The organism is Pantoea sp. SS70, assembly GCF_029866845.1.
GTDB lineage: Bacteria > Pseudomonadota > Gammaproteobacteria > Enterobacterales > Enterobacteriaceae > Pantoea > Pantoea leporis.
Genome location: NZ_CP117199.1, coordinates 555,115 through 576,844 on the forward strand (window position 1 = coordinate 555,115; position 21,730 = coordinate 576,844).

A 21,730-nucleotide genomic window follows, 5' to 3' on the forward strand; every position below is an offset into this window, starting at 1 on the left:
TACATTCCGCGATTCAGTGATTCCTCAAGGAGATTCTCGCCATGAAGTTGTTCGCCCGTGATTCCCATCTCGATCTCTCTTTTCCCCATGTGATGGGTATTTTGAATGTCACGCCGGACTCTTTCTCTGATGGTGGAAGTCACAACACGCTGGTCGATGCGCTGACGCACACCAATGAAATGGTGAATGCCGGTGCCACCATTATTGATGTGGGCGGTGAATCAACGCGTCCGGGCGCTGATGAAGTTAGCGTGGAAGAGGAGCTGGCACGCGTTATTCCGGTGGTGGAAGCCATTGCGCAGCGTTTTGAGGTGTGGATTTCGGTCGATACTTCCAAGCCAGAAGTGATCCGTGAAGCGGCGCGAGTGGGTGCTCACATTATCAATGACATTCGTTCTTTGTCCGAACCGGGCGCGCTGGCGGCGGCGGCAGAAACAGGCTTGCCGGTGTGTCTGATGCATATGCAAGGTGAACCGCGCACCATGCAGCAGGCACCGGAATATAGCCACATCGTGAGCGAAGTGGACGCTTACTTCGCTGCACAGATTGCGCGATGTGAAGCCGCCGGCATCAAAAAAGATAATCTGATGCTCGATCCTGGCTTCGGTTTCGGTAAGAATCTCAGCCACAACTATGAACTGCTGGCCAACCTCAGCCATTTCCACCACTACGGCTTACCGCTGTTGGTAGGAATGTCGCGCAAGTCGATGGTTGGGCAGTTGCTAAATGTCGGTCCGGCCCAGCGTCTGACCGGAAGCCTCAGCTGTGCGGTGATTGCCGCCATGCAAGGGGCGCAAATTATTCGCGTGCATGATGTGAAAGAGACTGTCGAAGCAATGCGCGTCGTCGAAGCGACACGGAGAGCAAAAGGATAAAGCATGAGTAATCGTAAATATTTCGGTACAGATGGGATTCGCGGCAAAGTCGGTGAAGCACCGATTACCCCTGATTTTGTCCTCAAGTTAGGCTGGGCGGCCGGTAAGGTGCTGGCGCGCCAGGGTTCACGCAAAGTATTGATTGGTAAAGATACGCGTATTTCAGGCTATATGCTGGAATCGGCACTGGAAGCGGGCCTGGCGGCGGCGGGATTGTCGGCGGCCTTCACCGGCCCGATGCCGACACCTGCAATTGCTTATCTGACCCGCACTTTCCGCGCGGAAGCGGGTATTGTCATTTCAGCTTCTCATAATCCCTTTGACGACAATGGCATCAAATTCTTCTCGGCTGAAGGTACCAAGCTGCCGGATGAAGTTGAAGAAGCCATCGAACTGGAGATGGAAAAGCCGATCACCTGCGTAGAGTCGGCTGAACTGGGCCGCGCCAGTCGCATTGTCGATGCTGCTGGTCGTTACATCGAATTCTGCAAAGGGACTTTCCCAAGCGAGCTGAGCCTGAATGGGCTAAAGATTGTGGTCGATTGTGCGAATGGCGCGACGTATCACATTGCGCCTAATGTGCTGCGTGAGCTGGGTGCGAATGTGATTGCTATCGGCGTGCAGCCGGATGGCATGAACATCAACAAAGATTGCGGTGCGACCGATCTGCGTTTGCTGCAGCATCGCGTATTGGAAGAGAAGGCCGATCTCGGACTGGCGTACGACGGTGATGGCGACCGCATCATGATGGTTGACCATTTAGGTCACAAAGTCGATGGCGATCAAATTCTCTACATCATTGCGCGTGAAGGGCTGCGTCAGGGCCAGCTGCGCGGTGGCGTGGTGGGCACGTTAATGAGCAACATGGGTCTGGAACTGGCACTGAAACAGCTGGGTATTCCGTTTACCCGTGCGAAAGTGGGCGACCGCTATGTGCTGGAAAAAATGCAGGAGAAGGGCTGGCGTCTAGGAGCCGAAAACTCCGGTCACGTCATTCTGCTGGATAAAACCACCACCGGCGACGGCATCGTAGCAAGTTTGCAAGTGCTTACTGCAATCGTACGCAACCATATGACGCTACACGACCTGTGCAGTGGCATGAAAATGCTGCCGCAGATTCTGGTCAATGTGCGCTTCGCTGGCGAGCACGATCCGCTGGAAAGCGAAAGCGTGAAAGCTGTCACTGCGGAAGCTGAAAAAACGCTTGCGGGACGCGGTCGCGTGTTGCTGCGCAAATCCGGCACTGAACCCCTGATTCGTGTGATGGTGGAAGGTGAAGATGAGGCGCAGGTCAGTGCGCTGGCGCATAAAATCGCGGATGCAGTAAAAGCGGTGTAAGTTTTCAGGCGGGGAGTTTTTAAACTTTCCGCCTGCAAAATCACCGGGATGGTGCTTTTTTCCGCAATCGAAAGCGATGGTGAAAATTGCACTTGCAGAGGTATGTGCCTTTGGTTAGTATTCACACCCGCTTCTGATGGGTGATGACGAGACTCCCCATCGATATTGGTTGAAGCTTTAACTGTGCAGATACGCGCAAGGAAACAGGTTGATTATGTACGAAGCTCTGTTAGTTGTTTTCCTTATTGTAGCGATTGGCCTCGTGGGTTTGATCATGCTGCAGCAAGGCAAAGGCGCTGATATGGGAGCCTCATTCGGTGCAGGCGCTTCTGGTACGCTGTTTGGTTCAAATGGGTCTGGCAACTTTATGACTCGTATGACCGCGGTACTGGCTACGCTGTTCTTCATCATCAGCCTGGTTCTGGGTAACCTGAACAGTAATAAAACAGCCAAAGGTAGCGAGTGGGATAACCTCACTGCGCCGGCGCAGTCTGAACAGCAGACTCAGCCAGCTAAACCGGCAACACCGGGCAATGATATCCCGCAGTAAGATCGTCAACGCTGTAGTGCGATAAAACAACGTCGCAGTCTAGTGATGTACCGAGGTGGTGAAATTGGTAGACACGCTACCTTGAGGTGGTAGTGCTCGAAAGGGCTTACGGGTTCAAGTCCCGTCCTCGGTACCAAATCTCAGTTTAACTTGCATTTTTTGCAAGGTCGGCGTATTATTCGCCACGTTTTCGGACGCGGGGTGGAGCAGCCTGGTAGCTCGTCGGGCTCATAACCCGAAGGTCGTCGGTTCAAATCCGGCCCCCGCAACCACTTTCCCTTAGAGTTCTTTTTCAAATATACTGTATGCATCGACGGACGCAATCTCAGTGATTTTTGAAAAAAATTCTTTTGGATTGTGCTCCGAAGCCGCTATGCGGCGTACAGGGTCCAGTCACAAAAAGCCCCGAATATTCGGGGTTTTTTGTTATCAGGAAATCGAAACACTGGGCTATAGGCCCTTTTTTTATGTCTTGGGGGTGGGCTTGTCCACATTAGAGCAAAAATTGACAGAGTTGATCTCTGCTCCAGTAGAAGCGCTTGGCTACGAATTAGTCGGTATTGAGTTTATTCGTGGTCGCACATCAACCCTGCGCATCTATATTGATAGTGAAGAGGGTATCAATGTTGATGATTGCGCCGATGTTAGCCACCAGGTTAGCGCAGTAATGGATGTGGAAGATCCAATTACCGTGGCTTACAACCTTGAAGTTTCCTCGCCGGGTCTCGAACGTCCTCTTTTCACTGCTGAACACTATGCACGTTTTGTCGGTGACGAGGTGAGCCTGGTACTACGCATGGCCGTACAAAACCGCCGTAAATGGCAGGGTATCATCAAGTCTGTTGAAGGCGAGATGATCACGGTGACCGTTGAGGGTAACGATGAAGTGTTCGCGCTGAGCAACATTCAGAAAGCGAACCTGGTCCCCCACTTTTAAAAGTCCGGATTGAGGCTAACCAGGATGAACAAAGAGATCTTAGCTGTAGTAGAAGCCGTTTCTAACGAAAAAGCCCTGCCGCGTGAGAAAATCTTCGAAGCGCTGGAGAGCGCTTTGGCCACTGCGACCAAAAAGAAGTATGAGCAAGAGATCGAAGTGCGTGTCAGCATCGATCGCCGCAGCGGCGATTTCGACACCTTTCGTCGCTGGCAGATTGTAGAAGAAGTCACGCAGCCGACTCGCGAGATCACGCTGGATGCAGCCCGTTATGAAGACGAAGCGTTCAATCTGGGCGAATTTGTCGAAGATCAGATTGAATCTGTCACCTTCGACCGTATCACCACCCAAACTGCTAAGCAGGTTATCGTACAAAAAGTACGTGAAGCTGAGCGTGCAATGGTGGTTGATCAGTTCCGTCAACACGAAGGCGAAATCATCACCGGCGTGGTGAAGAAAGTGAACCGTGACAACATTTCACTGGACCTCGGCAGCAATGCTGAAGCCGTGATTTTGCGTGAAGACATGCTGCCGCGTGAAAACTTCCGTCCAGGTGACCGTATCCGCGGTGTGCTGTATGCCGTTCGCCCTGAAGCGCGTGGCGCGCAGCTGTTCGTCACCCGTTCTAAACCAGAAATGCTGATCGAGTTGTTCCGCATTGAGGTGCCAGAAATTGGCGAAGAAGTTATCGAGATCAAAGCGGCAGCGCGCGATCCGGGTTCACGCGCCAAAATCGCGGTGAAGACCAACGATAAACGTATTGATCCAGTGGGCGCTTGCGTCGGTATGCGCGGTGCGCGTGTCCAGGCGGTTTCGAGCGAGCTGGGTGGCGAGCGTATCGACATTGTGCTGTGGGACGACAACCCGGCGCAGTTCGTTATCAACGCTATGGCGCCAGCCGATGTGGCGTCAATTGTGGTGGATGAAGATAATCACACCATGGATATCGCTGTTGAAGCCGGCAATCTGGCTCAGGCGATCGGCCGTAACGGCCAAAACGTGCGTCTGGCTTCCCAACTGAGCGGTTGGGAACTAAACGTGATGACCGTCGATGATCTGCAGGCTAAGCACCAAGCTGAAGCCCATGCAGCGATCGATATGTTCACCAAACATCTCGACATCGACGAAGAGTTCGCCACCATTCTGGTGGAAGAGGGCTTCTCTTCGCTGGAAGAATTGGCTTATGTGCCAATCAACGAGCTGCTGGAAATCGACGGCCTCGATGAAGAGACCATTGAAGCCCTGCGTGAACGAGCAAAAAATGCGTTAACCACCCTGGCATTAGCGAAAGAAGAGAGCCTTGGTAATCAGGAGCCCGCTGAGGATCTTCTGAATCTTGAGGGCTTGGATCGTGCGCTGGCGTATCGCCTGGCGTCGAAAGGCGTTTGCACGCTGGAAGATCTCGCTGAGCAAGGTGTTGACGATCTGACAGATATTGAAGGGCTGGATGACGAGAAAGCCGGTGCGCTGATTATGGCTGCACGTAATATCTGCTGGTTCGGCGATGACGCGTAATAACAGGAAGGAACAGCATGACAGATGTAACCGTAAAATCGCTGGCCGCCGAAATTCAGACCCCGGTCGATCGCCTGGTACAGCAATTTGCTGATGCAGGGATCCGTAAGTCTGAAAACGATGCGGTATCCCAGCAAGAGAAAGAAACCTTACTGTCTCACCTGAATCGTGAGCACGGTCAGACCGGTTCAAGCAAGCTGACTTTGCAGCGCAAGACGCGCAGCACCTTGAATATTCCCGTCACCGGGGGTAAAAGTAAGTCGGTACAAATCGAAGTCCGCAAAAAGCGCACATACGTGAAAGGCGATGCAGAGTCTGAGCAAGCTCAGGCAGAAGCAGAAGCCGAGGCGCAGCGTGAAGCGGAAGAGCAGGCGCGTCGCGAGGCGGAAGAACAAGCCCGTCGCGAAGCTGAACAGAAAGCGCAACGTGAAGCCGAAGACAAAGCCAAGCGCGAAGCCGCTGACAAGGCTAAACGTGAAGCAGCGGAAAAAGAGAAATTGACTAATCAACCTACCGATGTAGTAGCCAAGGCTGCGCAATCTGATAAAGCCCGTCGTGAAGCAGAAGCTGCCGAACTGAAACGTAAAGCAGAAGAAGAAGCACGCCGTAAGCTGGAAGAAGATGCGCGCCGCGTGGCTGAAGAAGCCCGCCGCCTGGCTGAAGAGAAAGGCGCTGAATGGGCAAAACCTGAAGAAGAGGATAAAGGCGACTATCACGTCACTACCTCTACTCACGCCCGTCAGGCAGAAGACGAGAACGATCGCCAGGTAGAAGCTGGCCGTGCACGTGCTCGCACCACCAAAGCGGCTCGTCCGGTTAAGAAAGGCAACAAGCATTCTGAAGCTAAAACCGATCGCGAAGAAGCGCGTGCTCAGGTGCGTGGCGGCAAAGGCGGTAAGCATCGTAAGCCAAGCACCCTGCAGCAGGGCTTTAACAAGCCAGCTCAGGCGGTTAACCGCGATGTTGTCATCGGTGAAACCATCACCGTTGCTGAACTGGCCAACAAAATGGCGATCAAAGGTTCTCTGGTCGTTAAAGCGATGATGAAGATGGGCGCCATGGCGACCATTAACCAGGTTATCGATCAAGAAACCGCTCAGATGGTTGCGGAAGAGATGGGTCACAAAGTGATCCTGCGCCGCGAGAATGAGCTGGAAGAAGCGGTAATGGACGATCGTGACACCGATGCTGCGCAGGAAAGCCGTGCGCCAGTCGTCACCATCATGGGTCACGTTGACCACGGTAAAACCTCGCTGCTTGACTACATTCGTTCAACGAAAGTGGCATCAGGCGAAGCGGGCGGTATTACCCAGCATATTGGTGCTTACCACGTTGAAACTGACAACGGTATGATCACCTTCCTCGATACCCCGGGACACGCCGCGTTTACCGCAATGCGTGCTCGTGGTGCGCAGGCCACGGATATCGTTATCCTGGTTGTGGCTGCTGACGATGGCGTGATGCCTCAGACCGTTGAAGCTATCCAGCATGCGAAAGCAGCCGGTGTGCCAGTGGTTGTTGCGGTTAACAAAATTGATAAGCCAGATGCTGATCCAGACCGCGTTAAGAACGAACTGACCCAGTACGGAATTCTTCCGGAAGAGTGGGGCGGTGAGAACATGTTCGTTAACGTCTCTGCGAAAGCCGGTACCGGTATCGACGACCTGCTGAATGCGATTCTGCTGCAAGCTGAAGTTCTGGAACTGTCTGCTATCCGTGAAGGTATGGCCAGCGGCGTAGTGATTGAATCGTTCCTCGACAAAGGTCGTGGCCCGGTTGCTACCGTGCTGGTACGTGAAGGAACGCTGAATAAAGGCGATATCGTACTGTGCGGCTTCGAATATGGCCGTGTACGTGCGATGCGTGACGAACTGGGTCGTGAAGTACTGGAAGCAGGTCCATCCATTCCAGTCGAAATCCTCGGTCTGTCCGGTGTGCCGGCTGCGGGTGATGAAGCGACTGTAGTACGTGATGAGAAGAAAGCGCGTGAAGTTGCACTGTATCGTCAGGGCAAATTCCGCGAAGTTAAGCTGGCGCGTCAGCAGAAGTCTAAGTTGGAGAACATGTTCGCCAACATGACTGAAGGCGAAGTGTCTGAGCTGAACATCGTGCTGAAATCTGACGTACAGGGTTCTGTTGAAGCCATCTCTGATTCGCTGCTCAAACTCTCTACCGACGAAGTGAAAGTACGCATTATTGGTTCAGGCGTGGGTGGTATCACCGAAACCGACGCCACGCTGGCTGCAGCATCCAACGCCATCATTCTCGGCTTCAACGTGCGTGCTGATGCATCTGCTCGCCGCGTGATTGACGCTGAAAACGTTGACCTGCGTTATTACTCCGTCATCTATAATCTGATCGACGAAGTGAAAGCTGCGATGAGCGGTATGCTGGCTCCAGAGTTCAAACAGCAGATTATCGGTCTGGCTGCGGTACGTGACGTGTTCAAATCACCGAAGTTTGGTGCCATCGCGGGCTGTATGGTCACTGAAGGTATCATCAAACGTCACAACCCAATCCGTGTACTGCGTGACAACGTGGTTATCTATGAAGGCGAACTGGAATCACTGCGTCGCTTCAAAGATGACGTTAACGAAGTTCGTAACGGCATGGAATGTGGTATTGGCGTGAAGAACTATAACGACGTTCGCGTTGGCGATATGATCGAAGTGTTCGAAGTGATTGAAATTAAACGCACCATCGATTGATCATCATTTGATGTGTTGCAATTTGGGAGGCCTCTGGCCTCCCGAATTATTTGGGAGAAAGAATAATGGCAAAAGAATTTGGCCGCCAACAGCGCGTTTCTCAGGAGTTGCAGAAAGAGATCGCAATTATCCTGCAGCGCGAAATTAAAGATCCACGTCTCGGTATGATGGTGACGGTTTCGGGCGTCGAAGTGTCGCGCGATCTTGCCTATGCCAAGGTGTTTGTGACCTTTTTGAATGATAAAGATGAAGAAGCAGTGCAAAACGGCCTGAAGGCGCTGAAAGAAGCCTCTGGCTATATCCGTACGCTGGTAGGTAAAGCGATGCGCCTGCGCATCGTGCCGGAGCTAACCTTCTTCTACGACAACTCGCTGATCGAAGGTATGCGCATGTCGAACCTGGTCAGCAACGTTATTAAGAGCGATGTTGAGCGTCGTGGCGATAGCCCGGCGGAAGATGACAAGGAGGACTAATGAGTCGTCCTCGTCGTCGCGGTCGCGACGTCCACGGTGTGTTTCTGCTGGATAAGCACCAAGGCGCATCTTCCAATGATGTGCTGCAGAAAGTAAAACGTCTGTTCAACGCGAACAAAGCGGGCCACACCGGCGCCCTCGATCCCCTGGCGACCGGCATGCTGCCGGTTTGCCTCGGCGAAGCCACCAAGTTTTCGCAGTATCTGCTCGATTCGGACAAGCGTTATCGCGTCATTGCTCGGCTGGGTGAACGCACCGATACGTCTGATGCCGACGGTAATATTGTTGAGACGCGTCCGATTACTTTTGATCAGGCGGCACTGGATGCAGCGCTGGACTATTTTCGTGGCGACACCATGCAGGTGCCGACCATGTTCTCCGCGCTGAAGTATCAGGGACGCAAGCTGTACGAGTACGCACGTGAAGGCATAACCGTGCCGCGTGAAGCGCGCCCGATCAAAGTGTTTGAGCTGCAGTTTATTCGCTGGGAAGGTGATGAACTGGAGCTGGAGATTCACGTCTCTAAAGGCACTTACATCCGCACTATCATCGACGATCTCGGTGAACGGCTTGGCTGCGGTGCGCACGTTATCATGCTGCGTCGTCTGCAGGTGGCGCGTTATCCGATCGAAAGAATGGTGACGCTGGAGCAGCTGCAGGAAGTGGCGGCCACCGTCAACATGGCGGAAACGCCGGATTACAGTGCGCTCGATGCGTTATTGCTGCCGATGGATAGTCCGGCAGAAGAGTTCCCGATGGTGAATTTGCTGCCTACGGTGGCGGCTTATTTCAAACAAGGTATGCCGGTTCAGGTGGCGGATGCGCCGGAACAGGGATTGGTGCGCGTGACGGAAGGTGATGAGCACAAATTCATTGGTATGGCCGAAATTGCCGACGATGGGCGCGTGGCGCCGCGTCGTCTGGTGGTAGAATTTCCTGCGTAATCAAGCCTTTCGCATTTGACCTAACGGCGCATTTGCGTTGCTATCAGGCGAAGAGTAGAATGGCGCGGCTTTAAAAGCGGGCTGCTGAATTAGAGATCGGCACCCATACATTCATTATCCAACGGAGTTTATTATGTCTCTAAGCGTAGAAGCTAAAGCAGAGATCGTTGCTAAATACGGTCGTGGTACCAACGACAGCGGTTCAACTGAAGTTCAGGTTGCTCTGCTGACTGCTCAGATTAACCACCTGCAGGGTCACTTCTCTGAGCACAAGAAAGATCACCACAGCCGTCGCGGTCTGCTGCGCATGGTATCTCAGCGTCGTAAGCTGCTGGACTACCTGAAGCGTAAAGACGTTGCTCGCTACACCGGTCTGATCGAAAGCCTGGGTCTGCGTCGCTAAGTCTGAAGAATCTGATCAAGGATGTAGCGCATGCACCATGCAAAAAAACGCATCTGACGATCAGATTTGTGCGAGTTTCGCGAAAAGGGGGCCTTTATGGCCCCTTTTTTCGAGCAATCCGCAGCAATCCGGACCAAACTCATGTATTGTTGCAGAGAGTGATCTTTGCTTGCAGAGGTTCGCGCGGCTAATGAGAGGCTTTACCGCATGGGCGGTTAAGGTTGTCATTAGTCGCGAGGATGCAACTGAAGATCGGTAATCCCCGGCGCGCCAGAATGGGCTGCGCCTCTGAATTTAAGGACTTAAATTTTGCTGAACCCGATCGTACGCAAATTCCAATATGGTCAGCATACCGTCACGCTGGAAACCGGCATGATGGCGCGCCAGGCTACCGCTGCAGTAATGGTGAGCATGGATGACACTGCTGTATTCGTTACCGTTGTTGGCCAGAAAAAAACTAAACCAGGTCAGGATTTCTTCCCGCTGACGGTTAACTATCAGGAGCGTACTTACGCTGCTGGTCGTATCCCGGGTAGCTTCTTCCGTCGTGAAGGCCGTCCAAGCGAAGGCGAAACCCTGATCTCACGACTGATTGACCGTCCAGTTCGTCCGCTGTTCCCGGAAGGCTTCATTAACGAAGTGCAGGTTATTGCAACCGTTGTTTCTGTTAACCCACAGGTTAACCCAGACATCGTTGCGATGATCGGTGCCTCTGCTGCGCTGGCTCTGTCAGGCCTGCCGTTCAATGGCCCAATCGGCGCAGCGCGCGTGGGTTATATCAACGATCAGTACGTACTGAACCCAACTGCTGATGAAATCAACGAATCACGTCTGAACCTGGTTGTTGCCGGTACCCAGAACGCGGTGCTGATGGTGGAATCAGAAGCTGACATCCTGACCGAAGAGCAGATGCTGGGCGCTGTGGTATACGGCCACGACCAGCAGCAGATCGTTATCGAAAACATCAATGCGCTGGTTGCCGAAGCGGGTAAACCACGTTGGGATTGGCAGCCACTGCCAACTAACGACGCACTGATCGCACGCGTTACTGCACTGGCAGAAGCGGGCATCAGCGACGCTTACCGCATCACTGATAAGCAAGAGCGTTACACTCAGGTTGGCGCAGTGAAAGACGCGACCATTGCTGCACTGCAGGCTGAAGATGAAACGCTGGATGCTGGCGATATCGCTGACATCGTTCACGACCTTGAGAAGAGTGTTGTTCGTAGCCGCATCATCCGTGGCGAACCGCGTATCGATGGCCGTGAGAAAGATATGATTCGTGGCCTGGATGTGCGCACTGGCGTACTGCCACGCACGCACGGTTCTTCACTGTTTACCCGTGGTGAAACGCAGGCGCTGGTTACCGCAACGCTGGGTACCGCACGTGATGCGCAGAATCTGGATGAGTTAATGGGCGAGCGTACCGATAGCTTCCTGTTCCACTACAACTTCCCTCCATACTGCGTGGGCGAAACCGGTATGGTTGGCTCACCGAAGCGTCGTGAAATTGGTCACGGTCGTCTGGCGAAGCGCGGCGTGCTGGCAGTAATGCCTAAGCAAGCGGATTTCCCCTACACCGTGCGTGTGGTTTCAGAAATCACCGAATCTAACGGTTCTTCTTCAATGGCTTCCGTGTGCGGTGCTTCTCTGGCACTGATGGATGCTGGCGTACCGATCAAAGCAGCCGTAGCCGGTATTGCGATGGGTCTGGTTAAAGAAGCCGACAACTTTGTGGTTCTGTCTGATATCCTGGGTGACGAAGATCACCTCGGCGATATGGACTTTAAAGTAGCGGGTAGCCGCGACGGTATCACTGCGCTGCAGATGGATATCAAAATTGAAGGCATCACCCGCGAAATCATGCAGGTTGCTCTGAACCAAGCAAAGGGTGCGCGTCTGCACATTCTGAGCGTGATGGAACAGGCAATCAGCACGCCGCGTCAGGAAATTTCTGAGTTCGCGCCGCGCATTTACACCATCAAAATCAGTTCAGACAAGATCAAAGATGTCATCGGTAAAGGCGGCTCAGTGATCCGTGCGCTGACCGAAGAAACCGGCACCACCATCGAAATCGAAGATGACGGTACCGTGAAGATTGCTGCTACTGATGGCCTGAAAGCCAAAGAAGCCATTCGTCGTATCGAAGAGATCACTGCTGAGATCGAAGTTGGCCGCGTTTACTCTGGTAAAGTGACACGTATCGTTGATTTCGGTGCCTTCGTGGCAATCGGCGGCGGTAAAGAAGGTTTGGTGCACATCTCTCAGATCGCCGACAAGCGCGTAGAGAAAGTGACCGATTACCTGCAGATGGGCCAGGAAGTTCCAGTGAAAGTGATGGAAGTGGACCGTCAGGGCCGTGTACGCCTGAGCATCAAAGAAGCGACAGAGCAGAAACCAGCGGAAGAAGTTGCTACCGCTGCATCTGATGCATCTGACGCCGAGTAAGCGTTTACCGATTTACCTCTCCCTGCTTTGCGGGGAGAGGTGTTTAGATCATCGCGAGGGCGGGAATCCTTGTGCACAGCAGGAGGATGACAGGATGGTTGTCCCAATGTTTGTATTCGGGAGTGGGAAATGAAGCCTTTTTTGCGCTGGTGTTTTGTTGCGACAGCTCTCACGCTGGCAGGATGCAGCAACTCCAATTGGCGTAAGAACGAAGTTCTGGCAGTACCTTTGCAGCCCACACTGCAGCAAGAGGTGATCCTGGCGCGAATGGAACAAATTCTTGCCAGTCGTGCCCTGACCGATGATGAACGCGCACAGCTATTATATGAGCGCGGAGTGTTGTATGATAGTTTGGGTCTGAGGGCATTAGCGCGGAACGATTTTTCGCAAGCGCTGTCTATAAGACCAGATATGCCTGAGGTATTTAACTATCTCGGTATATACTTAACGCAGGCAGGCAACTTTGATGCTGCCTATGAAGCGTTTGATTCTGTACTTGAGCTTGATCCAACTTACAACTATGCGCATTTAAACCGTGGTATCGCCCTCTATTACGGCGGTCGATACAAGTTAGCGCAAGATGATCTGCTGGCGTTTTATCAAGACGATCCTAACGATCCATTCCGCAGCCTTTGGCTCTATCTCGTTGAAAGCGATATGGATGCCGACAAGGCAAAAGTTACGCTGAGACAGCGTCATGACAAAGCGGTTCGCGATCAATGGGGATGGAATATTGTCGAGTTCTACCTTGGCGACATCAGTGAAAAAACGCTGATGGAACGTCTCAAGGCGGACGCAACGGATAACACCTCGCTCGCTGAACATCTCAGTGAAACCAACTTCTATTTAGGTAAGTATTACCTAAGTCTGGGGGAGAAGGACGACGCGAAAGCGTTGTTCAAACTGGCGGTGGCCAACAACGTAAATAACTTTGTTGAGCACCGATACGCATTGTTGGAACTGGCGCAACTCGGCCAGACACAAGACGATTTATCAGAATCTGACCAGCAATAGCTGACGAACTTTTATTGCCTGAATACCTGTAAAGTCATCATCTTCAGAGATGAGGGCTTTTCTGTTCGTCAAAACTTCTAATTTGAGCCGGTTCACACTTTTTGATGAAAATGACTGAAAGTTTTCACGACGAGTTATGTAGACTGGCCGCCGCAATCTAAGAGGCACGTGTACTACATGACTGATATTCAAACCACTTTTGCTGACCTTGGCCTGAACGCCGACATCCTCGAATCACTGAACGGTATGGGCTACGTAAAGCCTTCTCCAATCCAGGCTGAGTGTATTCCTCACCTGCTGGCTGGCCGTGACGTGTTGGGTATGGCGCAGACCGGTAGTGGTAAAACTGCGGCATTCTCACTGCCGCTGCTAAACAACATTGATGCTACTGTTAAAGCACCGCAAATTTTGGTGCTGGCACCTACCCGCGAATTGGCGGTACAGGTTGCTGAAGCCGTCACAGAATTCTCTAAACATATGCGTGGCATTAACGTGGTAGCCCTGTACGGCGGCCAACGTTATGACGTACAGCTGCGCGCACTGCGTCAGGGACCACAAGTTGTTGTCGGTACCCCTGGTCGTCTGCTGGATCACCTGAAGCGTGGCACGTTAGATCTGTCTAACCTGCGCGGTCTGGTGCTGGACGAAGCGGATGAAATGCTGCGTATGGGCTTCATCGAAGACGTTGAAACCATTATGGCGCAGATTCCAGACGGTCATCAGACCGCGCTGTTCTCAGCCACCATGCCAGAAGCGATTCGTCGTATTACCAAGCGTTTCATGAAAGATCCACAGGAAGTGCGCATCCAGTCAAGCCTGACTACGCGCCCGGACATTTCTCAGTCTTACTGGACCGCTTACGGCCGTAAAACTGATGCGCTGGTTCGTTTCCTGGAAGCGGAAGATTTCGATGCAGCCATCATCTTCGTGCGTACCAAAAATGCCACGCTGGAAGTGGCCGAAGCGCTGGAGCGCAGCGGTTATAACAGCGCAGCACTGAACGGCGACATGAACCAGGCACTGCGTGAGCAGACGCTGGAGCGTTTGAAAGATGGTCGTCTCGACATCCTGATCGCGACCGACGTTGCAGCACGTGGTCTGGACGTTGAGCGTATCAGTCTGGTCGTAAACTTTGATATCCCAATGGATGCAGAGTCTTACGTTCACCGTATCGGTCGTACCGGCCGTGCTGGTCGTGCAGGTCGTGCGTTGCTGTTCGTTGAGAACCGCGAGCGTCGTCTGCTGCGCAACATCGAACGCACCATGAAGCTGACCATTCCAGAAGTTGAGCTGCCGAACGCAGAACTGCTGGGTGAGCGTCGTCTGGCTAAGTTCGCGGCGAAAGTACAGCAGCAGCTGGAAAGCAGCGATCTGGATCAGTACCGCGCACTGCTGAGCAAAATGCAGCCGGGCGAAGATCTGGATATCGAAACGCTGGCCGCAGCACTGCTGAAAATGGCTCAGGGCGAACGTCCACTGATTCTGCCACCAGAAGCACCGCGTCCAGCACGTCGCGAGTTCAGCGATCGTCCTGAGCGTCGTGATTCACGTGATTCTCGTGGTCCACGCGAAAGCCGTGACAGCCGCGATGGCGATCGTCCACGTCGTGAACGTCGTGACGTTGGCGAAATGCAGCTGTATCGCATTGAAGTGGGCCGTGATGATGGTGTTGAAGTTCGTCACATCGTTGGCGCGATCGCTAACGAAGGTGACATCAGCAGCCGTTACATCGGTAACATCAAGCTGTTTGGTACTCACTCAACCATCGAGCTGCCGAAAGGCATGCCGGGCGAAGTGCTGCAGCACTTTACTCGTACGCGTATTCTGAACAAACCGATGAATATGCAGCTGATGGGTGATGCGCCAGTGCACGAGCGTAGCGAACGTCGTCCATCTGCTGGCGGCGAACGTCGTGGCAATGGCGCACCGCGCGGTGATGGTGCTCCACGTGGCGAAGGCGCTCCACGTCGCTTCTCCGAACGTCGTGAAGGTGGCCGTGAAGGCGGACGCTTCAGCCGTGAAGGTGGTCGTGGCCCGCGTCCAGAAGGCGCTGCTGCACCACGTCGTCGTGACGCATAAGCGATAAACGCGAAAAGTAAAAAGGGACGCTAATGCGTCCCTTTTTTTATGCCTGTGGAAAGTAAATTTTACACGCCACCAGCAATCAGCACGCGTTCACCGCTAACGTAAGCTGACTCTTCTGACGCCAGAAACAGCGCCACCTGCGCCACATCTTCCGGCAAGCCAAAGCGTCCGAGCGGCGTTGCCGCTATCAGCTGTGCTTTCAACTCCGGGTGCATCTTCTTCGCCGCCAGCAAACCTTCAGTCAAAATAATGCCGGGTGCTAACGCATTGACGCGAATATTACGTGGCCCAAGCTCGCGTGCGAGGCCCTGCGTTAAGGTATCGATCGCGCCTTTGGTTGCTGCCCAAAGCACCGAGCCGGGCGTGCTGCGTTGGCTATTTAAAGCGCTAAGGTTGATGATGGAACCGCCGCGTGCGGGGAAATGTTTTGCCGCCTGCTGACACACCAGCAAGGTACCCAGCAGATTCACATTCAGCTGCTGCTGCATCTCGCTGAGGCTAAGCCCGGCAAAGTCACCGTGGTGAAAAATGCCGGCGTTATTCACCACAATATCGGGCGCGCCAAACTGCTCAATGCTGCTAGCGAACAAGCGCTGCACATCGGCCTCGCGTGAGATATCAGCCTGTACGGCGATGGCGTCGCTACCCAGCGCCTGAATGTCGGTCACCACATCCGCCGCACCCATTTCGTCCTGAAGATAATTCACCACCACCCGAGCACCGGCCGCCGCGAAAGTCATGGCGATGGCGGCACCAATGCCTTTCGAAGCGCCCGTCACCAGCGCAATTTTGCCTTCAAGTGTTTTCATCGTGTCTCTCCACCTGAGATTTCGGGGAAGATAAAGCATGCGCTGTCCATACAATCGGGTGGTAGCGCAATCCTGCAAGCTTCTTGCACGATCCTGCAAATCTGCTGTTCAAGGACTAGTCGCAGCGCCAACCACAAGCGAGAATATCAAATCAGTGATTTCTTACCGCGGAGCACCGAGCGCATGATTCATCAGGAACAATGGCAGCAGTTGGTGGCAATTATTGCTCGCCACGCACCGCAGGATGGTCGTCACTATTGCCCAATCGACTTTCTCTCTTTCGGCCGCAGTTCTCAGCCCACCAGTTTGGCGCATGTGGCGACTTGGGCGAGCTTTGCCCTGATCGCGCAGGGGCAAAAAGCGCTGCGCATGGGTGATGAAGTGATGCATTAAGGGCCGGGCGATTTACTGTTGGTGACGCTTGATATGCCGGTGCAATCCTGCGTGGTCATGGCAACGCCAGAGAAACCGAATCTTGGTGTGGGCATCACCATCAACGAAACGCGTCTGATGCGTTATCTGGAACACTTTCCGCACCATCAACTCGGCAGCACGGCGGTGAGCGAGCGCGGTATCGCCGTGCATAAAGTCGCGCCCCCGTTGGTGGATGCGGTGATGCGTTTGGTCGAGTTGCTGGATCACCCGCAGGACATTGCTGCGCTGGCACCGTTGATTGAGCAGGAGATTTTCTATCGTTTGCTGACTGGACCCGAAGGGCCGCGCATTCTCAACATGGCGTTGACGGAACGGCCAGGCAACAAAGTGGCGCGCGCCGCGCGTTGGCTACGCGAAAACTTTCATCAGCCGTTGAAAATGGATTTTCTGGCGAGCAGCGTAGGGATGAGTATTTCGTCGCTGCATCATCACTTTAAAGCGGTAACGGCGATGACGCCGATGCAGTATCAAAAGCAGCTGCGGCTCAACGAGGCGCGGCGTTTGATGTTGATTGAGAAGCTGGATGCCGGCACGGCGGGTTATCGGGTGGGTTATCAAAGTGCTTCGCAGTTCAGTCGCGAATACAGCCGTTTTCACGGTCAGTCACCGGCGCGAGACGTGCGAACCATTGCGGTGGGCCCAGAGTGGTTAAACCCACCGCAATGAGGTTTACAGCGTGCGCGCTGCTTCCATTGCCAGCGCGAAGGAGCGCAGACGCGCCTGCGAATCGTAAATCTGGCCGTTAACCATAATCTCGTCCGCCTGGGTTTCACGCATCAGCGCGGCGAGGCCGCTGCGGACTTTATCGCTATCGCCGACAATCGACATGCTGAGTGCCTGCTGCACGCCATATTGCTCGGACGGCGACCACAGATTATCCATGTTCTCCACCGGCGCAGGTAGCGGACCCGGTTTGCCGCGACGCAGGTTAATAAACTGCTGCTGCATCGAGGTGAACAGGAAGCGGGCGTCACGTTCGCTATCGGCTGCGACGACGTTGACGCACACCATCGCATACGGCTTCGCCAGACGCGTGGAAGGTTTGAATTTCTCACGATAGAGATGCAGCGCCTGGAACAGCAGATCCGGCGCGAAATGCGAGGCAAATGCAAACGGCAAACCCAGCTGAGCGGCCAGTTGCGCGCTGTACAGGCTGGAACCGAGCAGCCACACCGGAATTTTCAATCCTAAACCTGGAACTGGTTGTACTGGTGGATGTTCTCCCTCTTCGGCGTCAAACCAGCGAATCAGTTCAGAGACATCTTCTGGAAAACTATCTGCCTGGCCGCTGGAAAGATGACGACGCAATGCCAGCATGGTGCGTTGGTCGGAACCCGGCGCGCGGCCCAGTCCCAAATCGATGCGCCCAGGATAGAGTGACTCGAGGGTACCAAACTGTTCGGCGATCACCAGCGGCGCGTGATTGGGCAGCATAATGCCGCCTGAACCGAGGCGCAGCGTTTCGGTATTAGCCGCTAAATAGCCAATCAGCACTGACGTCGCGGCGCTGGCAATCCCCGTCATATTATGGTGTTCCGCCAGCCAGTAGCGGTGAAAGCCCAGTGCTTCGGATTGACGGGCCAGTGCCAGCGAATTATGGAACGCGTCGCGTGCAGTGGAACCTTGTGGAATAGGGGCCAGATCCAACACGGACAGGCGAACAGTTTTTTTCTCAGACATGGGCACTCCAAATAGGGATGGCGCAGGTGTTTAGTCGGACCTGCGCTTGTGAGTATTACTCATCGTTACCTATATTAAAACTGCTAATAACAGCAGGAATATAGCCGGAATGTGCCTTTACCTGCCGCCTTCCAGTGCCATTCCCGCCAGGCGACGCCAATAACCATTACAATCACTGCCGCGCGCCATCATTAGCGGCGCCTGACCGGCTTCGTTGGCGCGGAAGCGATCCACTTCGGCGAGTGTACTTTCGCCCTGGGGCGACAAACGTACAATGTCGATCCAGTTATGCATGCCGCTCAGGTCATTGCCGAGGTTGTAGCAATAGCCGCTCATGGTCTGAATGCCGTTGAGCACAAACACCTGCTGGCCTTCCTGCGAGAGCATGCGGCGGCCGGTTGGGTAATTGATGCAGCAGGTTTGGCAATCATCTTTGCCACGATTCTCAGCGCGTGCGGTAAAGCAGCGTGCTGACAGCGCCAGCGGCAGATGACCATAGCCGAGCACTTCCACTTCAAATTGTTCGCGTACACCCGCCGCATCGCACTGTTGCAGCAGCTGAATCAGCCAGTCGCGGGACATCTCCACCGGAATGCACCAGCGCGTCATGCCTTCTTTCAGCAACAGTTGCAGCGTCTGCGCGTTATACACATTCAGTGTCGGGCCAGCGACAAACGGCAATTTGCGCTCCGCCGCCATGTTCACGGTGCCGATATCATTGGCTTCCAGCAGGAACTCTCCGTTCTCGACATAGCGGCGCAGCTCTTTGACTTCCGATGGCGACTGCAGCAGTGCCAACGTACTCAGCACCACTTGCTTGCCCTGAAGCGCCAGCATGCGCGCGATGTCCATCCATTGATGGAACGAGGTAGCGCGTCTTTTACTGCAGACGGCTTCGCCGAGATAAATGATCTCCGCGCTGCTCTCGGCGGCGCGTTGATAAAAGGTTTCCAGCGTTGCAGTTGGCCAGTACCACAGCACCGGCCCGATGGCGTATTTCATGTGATCTCCTTATTGCCAGTCACGGTGATAAGCACCGAGCGTGGTTTGGCTGCCTTCTGATAACTCGCCCAACGCCTGCATCCAGGGTTCCTGCACGGCATACTGTTCCGGCGATGCCATGCAGCGATCAATGGCCTGACGCCAAACTTTCGCTACCTGCGCCACATAGGCCGGGCTGCGCTGACGTCCTTCAATTTTCACCGAGGCAATGTTGGCGCGCAGCAGTTCAGGCAGCAGCGACAAGGTGTTCAGGCTGGTAGGCTCTTCCAGTACGTGATAGAGCTGGTTATCAACTTCGTAACGGCCTTTGCACAAGGTGGGATAGCCAGCGCTCTCGTCGGGTGCGTAACGGTCAATCAGCACCTCATTCAGGCGTGATTCCATGCCTTTTGGCGTCTGCTGCCAGCGGACAAATTTCGCTGGCGAGCAGGCTCCCGCGCTGTTAGGCGACTCGCCGGTCAGCCAGGAAGAGAGGTAGCAGCGGCCTTCAGCCATAATGCACAGGCTACCGAAGGCGAACACTTCCAGCGGTACCGGCGTTTCACGCGCCAACTGTTTGACCTGATGCATCGACAGCACGCGCGGCAGCACCACGCGGCTGAGTTGAAAATGACGATGGTAAAAATGGATGGCCTGCAGATTGGTGGCGGAGGCCTGTACCGAAAGATGACGCTCAACCTGCGGATAATGTTTTGCCGCGTACTCCAGCGTGGCAATATCCGCCAGAATCAACGCATCCGCGCCGTTCTGAGCGGCAACATCAATCGCGCTTTGCCAGCGATTGATGCCATCAGGATGGGCGAAGGTGTTGATTGCCACATGCAATTTGCGGCGATGCTGATGCAGATAGCGTGCGGCTTCAGCCAGTTTCTTATCGGTAAAATTGAGGCCAGCAAAGTGGCGGGCATTGGTATCGTCTTTCAGGCCGACATACACCGCGTCAGCACCATGCTCCACCGCCGATTTCAGCGCAGGCAAATTCCCCGCCGGACACAGCAGTTCCATACATTTTCCTCCCCGGATTCTGAAGCCGAAGAGTGTAAATAACTGACCCGACAGCAATGTTGATTTAAGGCAGTGAAAGCGGCATTGATGATCGGGAGTGAAGGTTTTTCGTCCAGCCAGGCGGCGATTTCCTTGATCTCAGTGGAGGCGAAGCCGGTCAGATGTGGCAAAATAGATGAAATTTTCTGAAGGGAATGACGATGATGTTTGCGCGCTTACGCGGTCTGATTGTTGAAAAAGGGCCAGAATTCCTTGCTTTACCTGTTTCCATTACCCCTTTCCCGCTAAAAAAAGCTATTCTGCAACAACTCCTAAACTGGCAATTTCGTCATGCTTTGTCTGAAGGTGAGTTAGACTTTCTGGAAGGGCGTTATCTGGGGATTGAGGTTGCCGATGTGAATCTGCGCTGGATCACCACCCTGCAAGCAGGGCGCCTGACCGTTTCGCGCGACACCGAGGCTGATGTCTGGTTTCGCGGTGAAGCCAACGATCTGTTGCTGGTGGCAGCACGCAAAGCGGATCCCGATATGTTGTTCTTTCAACGCCGTCTGGTGATTGAAGGTGACACTGAGCTGGGACTTGAGGTGAAAAACCTGATGGATGCCATTGAACTGGATGCCATGCCCACGCCATTACGCACGGGATTGCAGCAGCTCGCTGCTTTTATTGAGGCAGGAATGAAACAGGACGCGAAGGCCGCTGAGGCGCGCGCGGGGATCTCATGTTGATTCGTACTGAAATTGGCGTTGATGCAGCAGGCATCGATAGCCTGTTAAAGCGCAGTTTTGCTACCGCTGCCGAAGCGGAACTGATACAGCAACTGCGCGAAGATGGCTTGCTGACTCTCGGTGTAGTTGCCACGGATGATGAAGGTCAGGTGCTGGGTTATGCCGCTTTCAGTCCGGTGACCCTGCAGGGAGAAGACCGCAACTGGGTCGCTTTGGCGCCGCTCGCCGTGGATGAATCGGTGCGCAAACAGGGCCTTGCTAAACGGCTGGTGTATGAAGGATTGGATTCACTGAATGAGTTCAGCTACAGCGCCGTAGTGGTGCTGGGCGATCCTGAGTTCTACAATCCACTCGGCTTTGAACCGGCGGCACGTCATGGTTTGCACTGTCGCTGGTTAGGCAGTGAAGCGGCCTTTCAGGTCTACAAACTGGCCGACGATGCGTTTGTCGGTGCAGAAGGGCTGATCGAATTCGCGCTGCCGTTTAACCGTTTCGACTAAACCAGGCCACTAAGCAGGGCGGCTGCTGTGCAACCAGCAGCAGCTTTTGCGCGCGGCTCAGCTGCTTCACCTGATATTCCAGGCGTGACGCCGCCGCCCGATCGCCCGCATCGCAGTGAAACACCAGCGTCAGCGGGCCCTTGCCACGCAGCGAACGCGCGCCGCGTCCCTGCTGATGCTGTTGCAGCCGACGATTAACATCGGTGGTGATGCCGGTATACAGCATCCCTGCGGCGGTTTGTAGCAGATAAAGCTGCCAGCCTTGTTCCATCATACTTATCCCG

At 54.1% G+C, this 21,730-nt stretch carries 19 protein-coding genes, 2 tRNA genes and 1 pseudogene; 17 read left to right on the forward strand and 5 right to left on the reverse strand.

The window, feature by feature from the left end:
* Positions 1-41 precede the first annotated feature (41 nt).
* The 14 genes from folP to PO881_RS02535 all read left to right on the forward strand — a co-directional run bounded on the left by folP (position 42) and on the right by PO881_RS02535 (position 15,281).
* The gene (gene folP / locus PO881_RS02470) at positions 42-875 is read left to right on the forward strand and encodes a dihydropteroate synthase (RefSeq protein ID WP_101762254.1); all 834 of its coding nucleotides are present in this window, start codon (positions 42-44) and stop codon (positions 873-875) included.
* 3 nt (positions 876-878) lie between these two features.
* Complete coding sequence (gene glmM / locus PO881_RS02475; RefSeq protein WP_101762253.1) at positions 879-2,213, forward strand: phosphoglucosamine mutase; 1,335 nt, start codon at positions 879-881, stop codon at positions 2,211-2,213.
* Between the two features lie 214 nt (positions 2,214-2,427).
* Positions 2,428-2,763, forward strand: a complete 336-nt coding sequence (gene secG / locus PO881_RS02480) for a preprotein translocase subunit SecG (protein WP_007886689.1) — start codon at positions 2,428-2,430, stop codon at positions 2,761-2,763.
* Positions 2,764-2,812: 49 nt separating this feature from the next.
* A tRNA-Leu gene (locus PO881_RS02485) sits at positions 2,813-2,899 on the forward strand.
* A 59-nt stretch (positions 2,900-2,958) separates the two neighbouring features.
* Positions 2,959-3,035 (forward strand) — tRNA-Met (locus PO881_RS02490).
* Positions 3,036-3,247: 212 nt separating this feature from the next.
* Positions 3,248-3,700 carry a ribosome maturation factor RimP gene (gene rimP / locus PO881_RS02495; RefSeq protein WP_137386838.1) on the forward strand — a complete coding sequence of 151 codons (453 nt, stop codon included), beginning with the start codon at positions 3,248-3,250 and terminating at the stop codon, positions 3,698-3,700.
* A gap of 24 nt (positions 3,701-3,724) precedes the next feature.
* Positions 3,725-5,212, forward strand: a complete 1,488-nt coding sequence (nusA, locus tag PO881_RS02500) for a transcription termination factor NusA (protein WP_101762251.1) — start codon at positions 3,725-3,727, stop codon at positions 5,210-5,212.
* A gap of 17 nt (positions 5,213-5,229) precedes the next feature.
* On the forward strand, positions 5,230-7,920 hold the full coding sequence (gene infB, locus PO881_RS02505; protein WP_064737725.1) for a translation initiation factor IF-2: 2,691 nt from the start codon (positions 5,230-5,232) through the stop codon (positions 7,918-7,920).
* Positions 7,921-7,985: 65 nt separating this feature from the next.
* The gene (gene rbfA, locus PO881_RS02510; RefSeq protein ID WP_101762250.1) at positions 7,986-8,393 is read left to right on the forward strand and encodes a 30S ribosome-binding factor RbfA; all 408 of its coding nucleotides are present in this window, start codon (positions 7,986-7,988) and stop codon (positions 8,391-8,393) included.
* Complete coding sequence (truB, locus tag PO881_RS02515) at positions 8,393-9,337, forward strand: tRNA pseudouridine(55) synthase TruB (RefSeq protein ID WP_192412497.1); 945 nt, start codon at positions 8,393-8,395, stop codon at positions 9,335-9,337. The genes rbfA and truB overlap by 1 nt, the downstream gene beginning before the upstream one ends.
* A gap of 133 nt (positions 9,338-9,470) precedes the next feature.
* The gene (gene rpsO, locus PO881_RS02520; RefSeq protein WP_036620269.1) at positions 9,471-9,740 is read left to right on the forward strand and encodes a 30S ribosomal protein S15; all 270 of its coding nucleotides are present in this window, start codon (positions 9,471-9,473) and stop codon (positions 9,738-9,740) included.
* Positions 9,741-10,049: 309 nt separating this feature from the next.
* Positions 10,050-12,188, forward strand: coding sequence for a polyribonucleotide nucleotidyltransferase (gene pnp, locus PO881_RS02525; protein ID WP_101762248.1), 2,139 nt, complete (start codon positions 10,050-10,052; stop codon positions 12,186-12,188).
* Positions 12,189-12,317: 129 nt separating this feature from the next.
* Positions 12,318-13,202 carry a lipoprotein NlpI gene (gene nlpI / locus PO881_RS02530; protein WP_137385062.1) on the forward strand — a complete coding sequence of 295 codons (885 nt, stop codon included), beginning with the start codon at positions 12,318-12,320 and terminating at the stop codon, positions 13,200-13,202.
* A gap of 177 nt (positions 13,203-13,379) precedes the next feature.
* The gene (locus PO881_RS02535) at positions 13,380-15,281 is read left to right on the forward strand and encodes a DEAD/DEAH family ATP-dependent RNA helicase (protein WP_280172402.1); all 1,902 of its coding nucleotides are present in this window, start codon (positions 13,380-13,382) and stop codon (positions 15,279-15,281) included.
* 68 nt (positions 15,282-15,349) lie between these two features.
* Here the strand turns inward: PO881_RS02535 and PO881_RS02540 are convergent, their stop codons facing one another.
* Entirely contained in the window at positions 15,350-16,096 is a 747-nt protein-coding gene (locus PO881_RS02540) for a glucose 1-dehydrogenase (RefSeq protein WP_280172403.1), read from the reverse strand.
* Between the two features lie 183 nt (positions 16,097-16,279).
* Between PO881_RS02540 and PO881_RS02550 the strand changes: the two are divergent.
* Positions 16,280-17,197: pseudogene (locus tag PO881_RS02550) on the forward strand (AraC family transcriptional regulator).
* 3 nt (positions 17,198-17,200) lie between these two features.
* Here the strand turns inward: PO881_RS02550 and PO881_RS02555 are convergent.
* The 3 genes from PO881_RS02555 to PO881_RS02565 form a co-directional block, all read right to left on the reverse strand.
* The gene (locus PO881_RS02555; protein WP_192412491.1) at positions 17,201-18,211 is read right to left on the reverse strand and encodes a luciferase-like monooxygenase; all 1,011 of its coding nucleotides are present in this window, start codon (positions 18,209-18,211) and stop codon (positions 17,201-17,203) included.
* Between the two features lie 117 nt (positions 18,212-18,328).
* A complete protein-coding gene (locus PO881_RS02560) occupies positions 18,329-19,213 on the reverse strand; it encodes a U32 family peptidase (protein ID WP_280172405.1) in 885 nt (294 codons plus the stop codon).
* A 9-nt stretch (positions 19,214-19,222) separates the two neighbouring features.
* On the reverse strand, positions 19,223-20,218 hold the full coding sequence (locus PO881_RS02565; RefSeq protein WP_137385068.1) for a peptidase U32 family protein: 996 nt from the start codon (positions 20,216-20,218) through the stop codon (positions 19,223-19,225).
* A 203-nt stretch (positions 20,219-20,421) separates the two neighbouring features.
* Between PO881_RS02565 and PO881_RS02570 the strand changes: the two genes are divergently transcribed.
* Together PO881_RS02570 and PO881_RS02575 are read left to right on the forward strand one after the other, a co-directional pair.
* On the forward strand, positions 20,422-20,946 hold the full coding sequence (locus PO881_RS02570; protein WP_036648365.1) for an SCP2 domain-containing protein: 525 nt from the start codon (positions 20,422-20,424) through the stop codon (positions 20,944-20,946).
* Complete coding sequence (locus PO881_RS02575; protein ID WP_101762241.1) at positions 20,940-21,446, forward strand: N-acetyltransferase; 507 nt, start codon at positions 20,940-20,942, stop codon at positions 21,444-21,446. Before PO881_RS02570 ends, PO881_RS02575 begins: the two co-directional genes overlap by 7 nt.
* Here PO881_RS02575 and PO881_RS02580 read toward each other — a convergent pair.
* Positions 21,430-21,717, reverse strand: a complete 288-nt coding sequence (locus PO881_RS02580; protein ID WP_101762240.1) for a GIY-YIG nuclease family protein — start codon at positions 21,715-21,717, stop codon at positions 21,430-21,432. The genes PO881_RS02575 and PO881_RS02580 overlap by 17 nt on opposite strands.
* Positions 21,718-21,730: the final 13 nt, after the last annotated feature.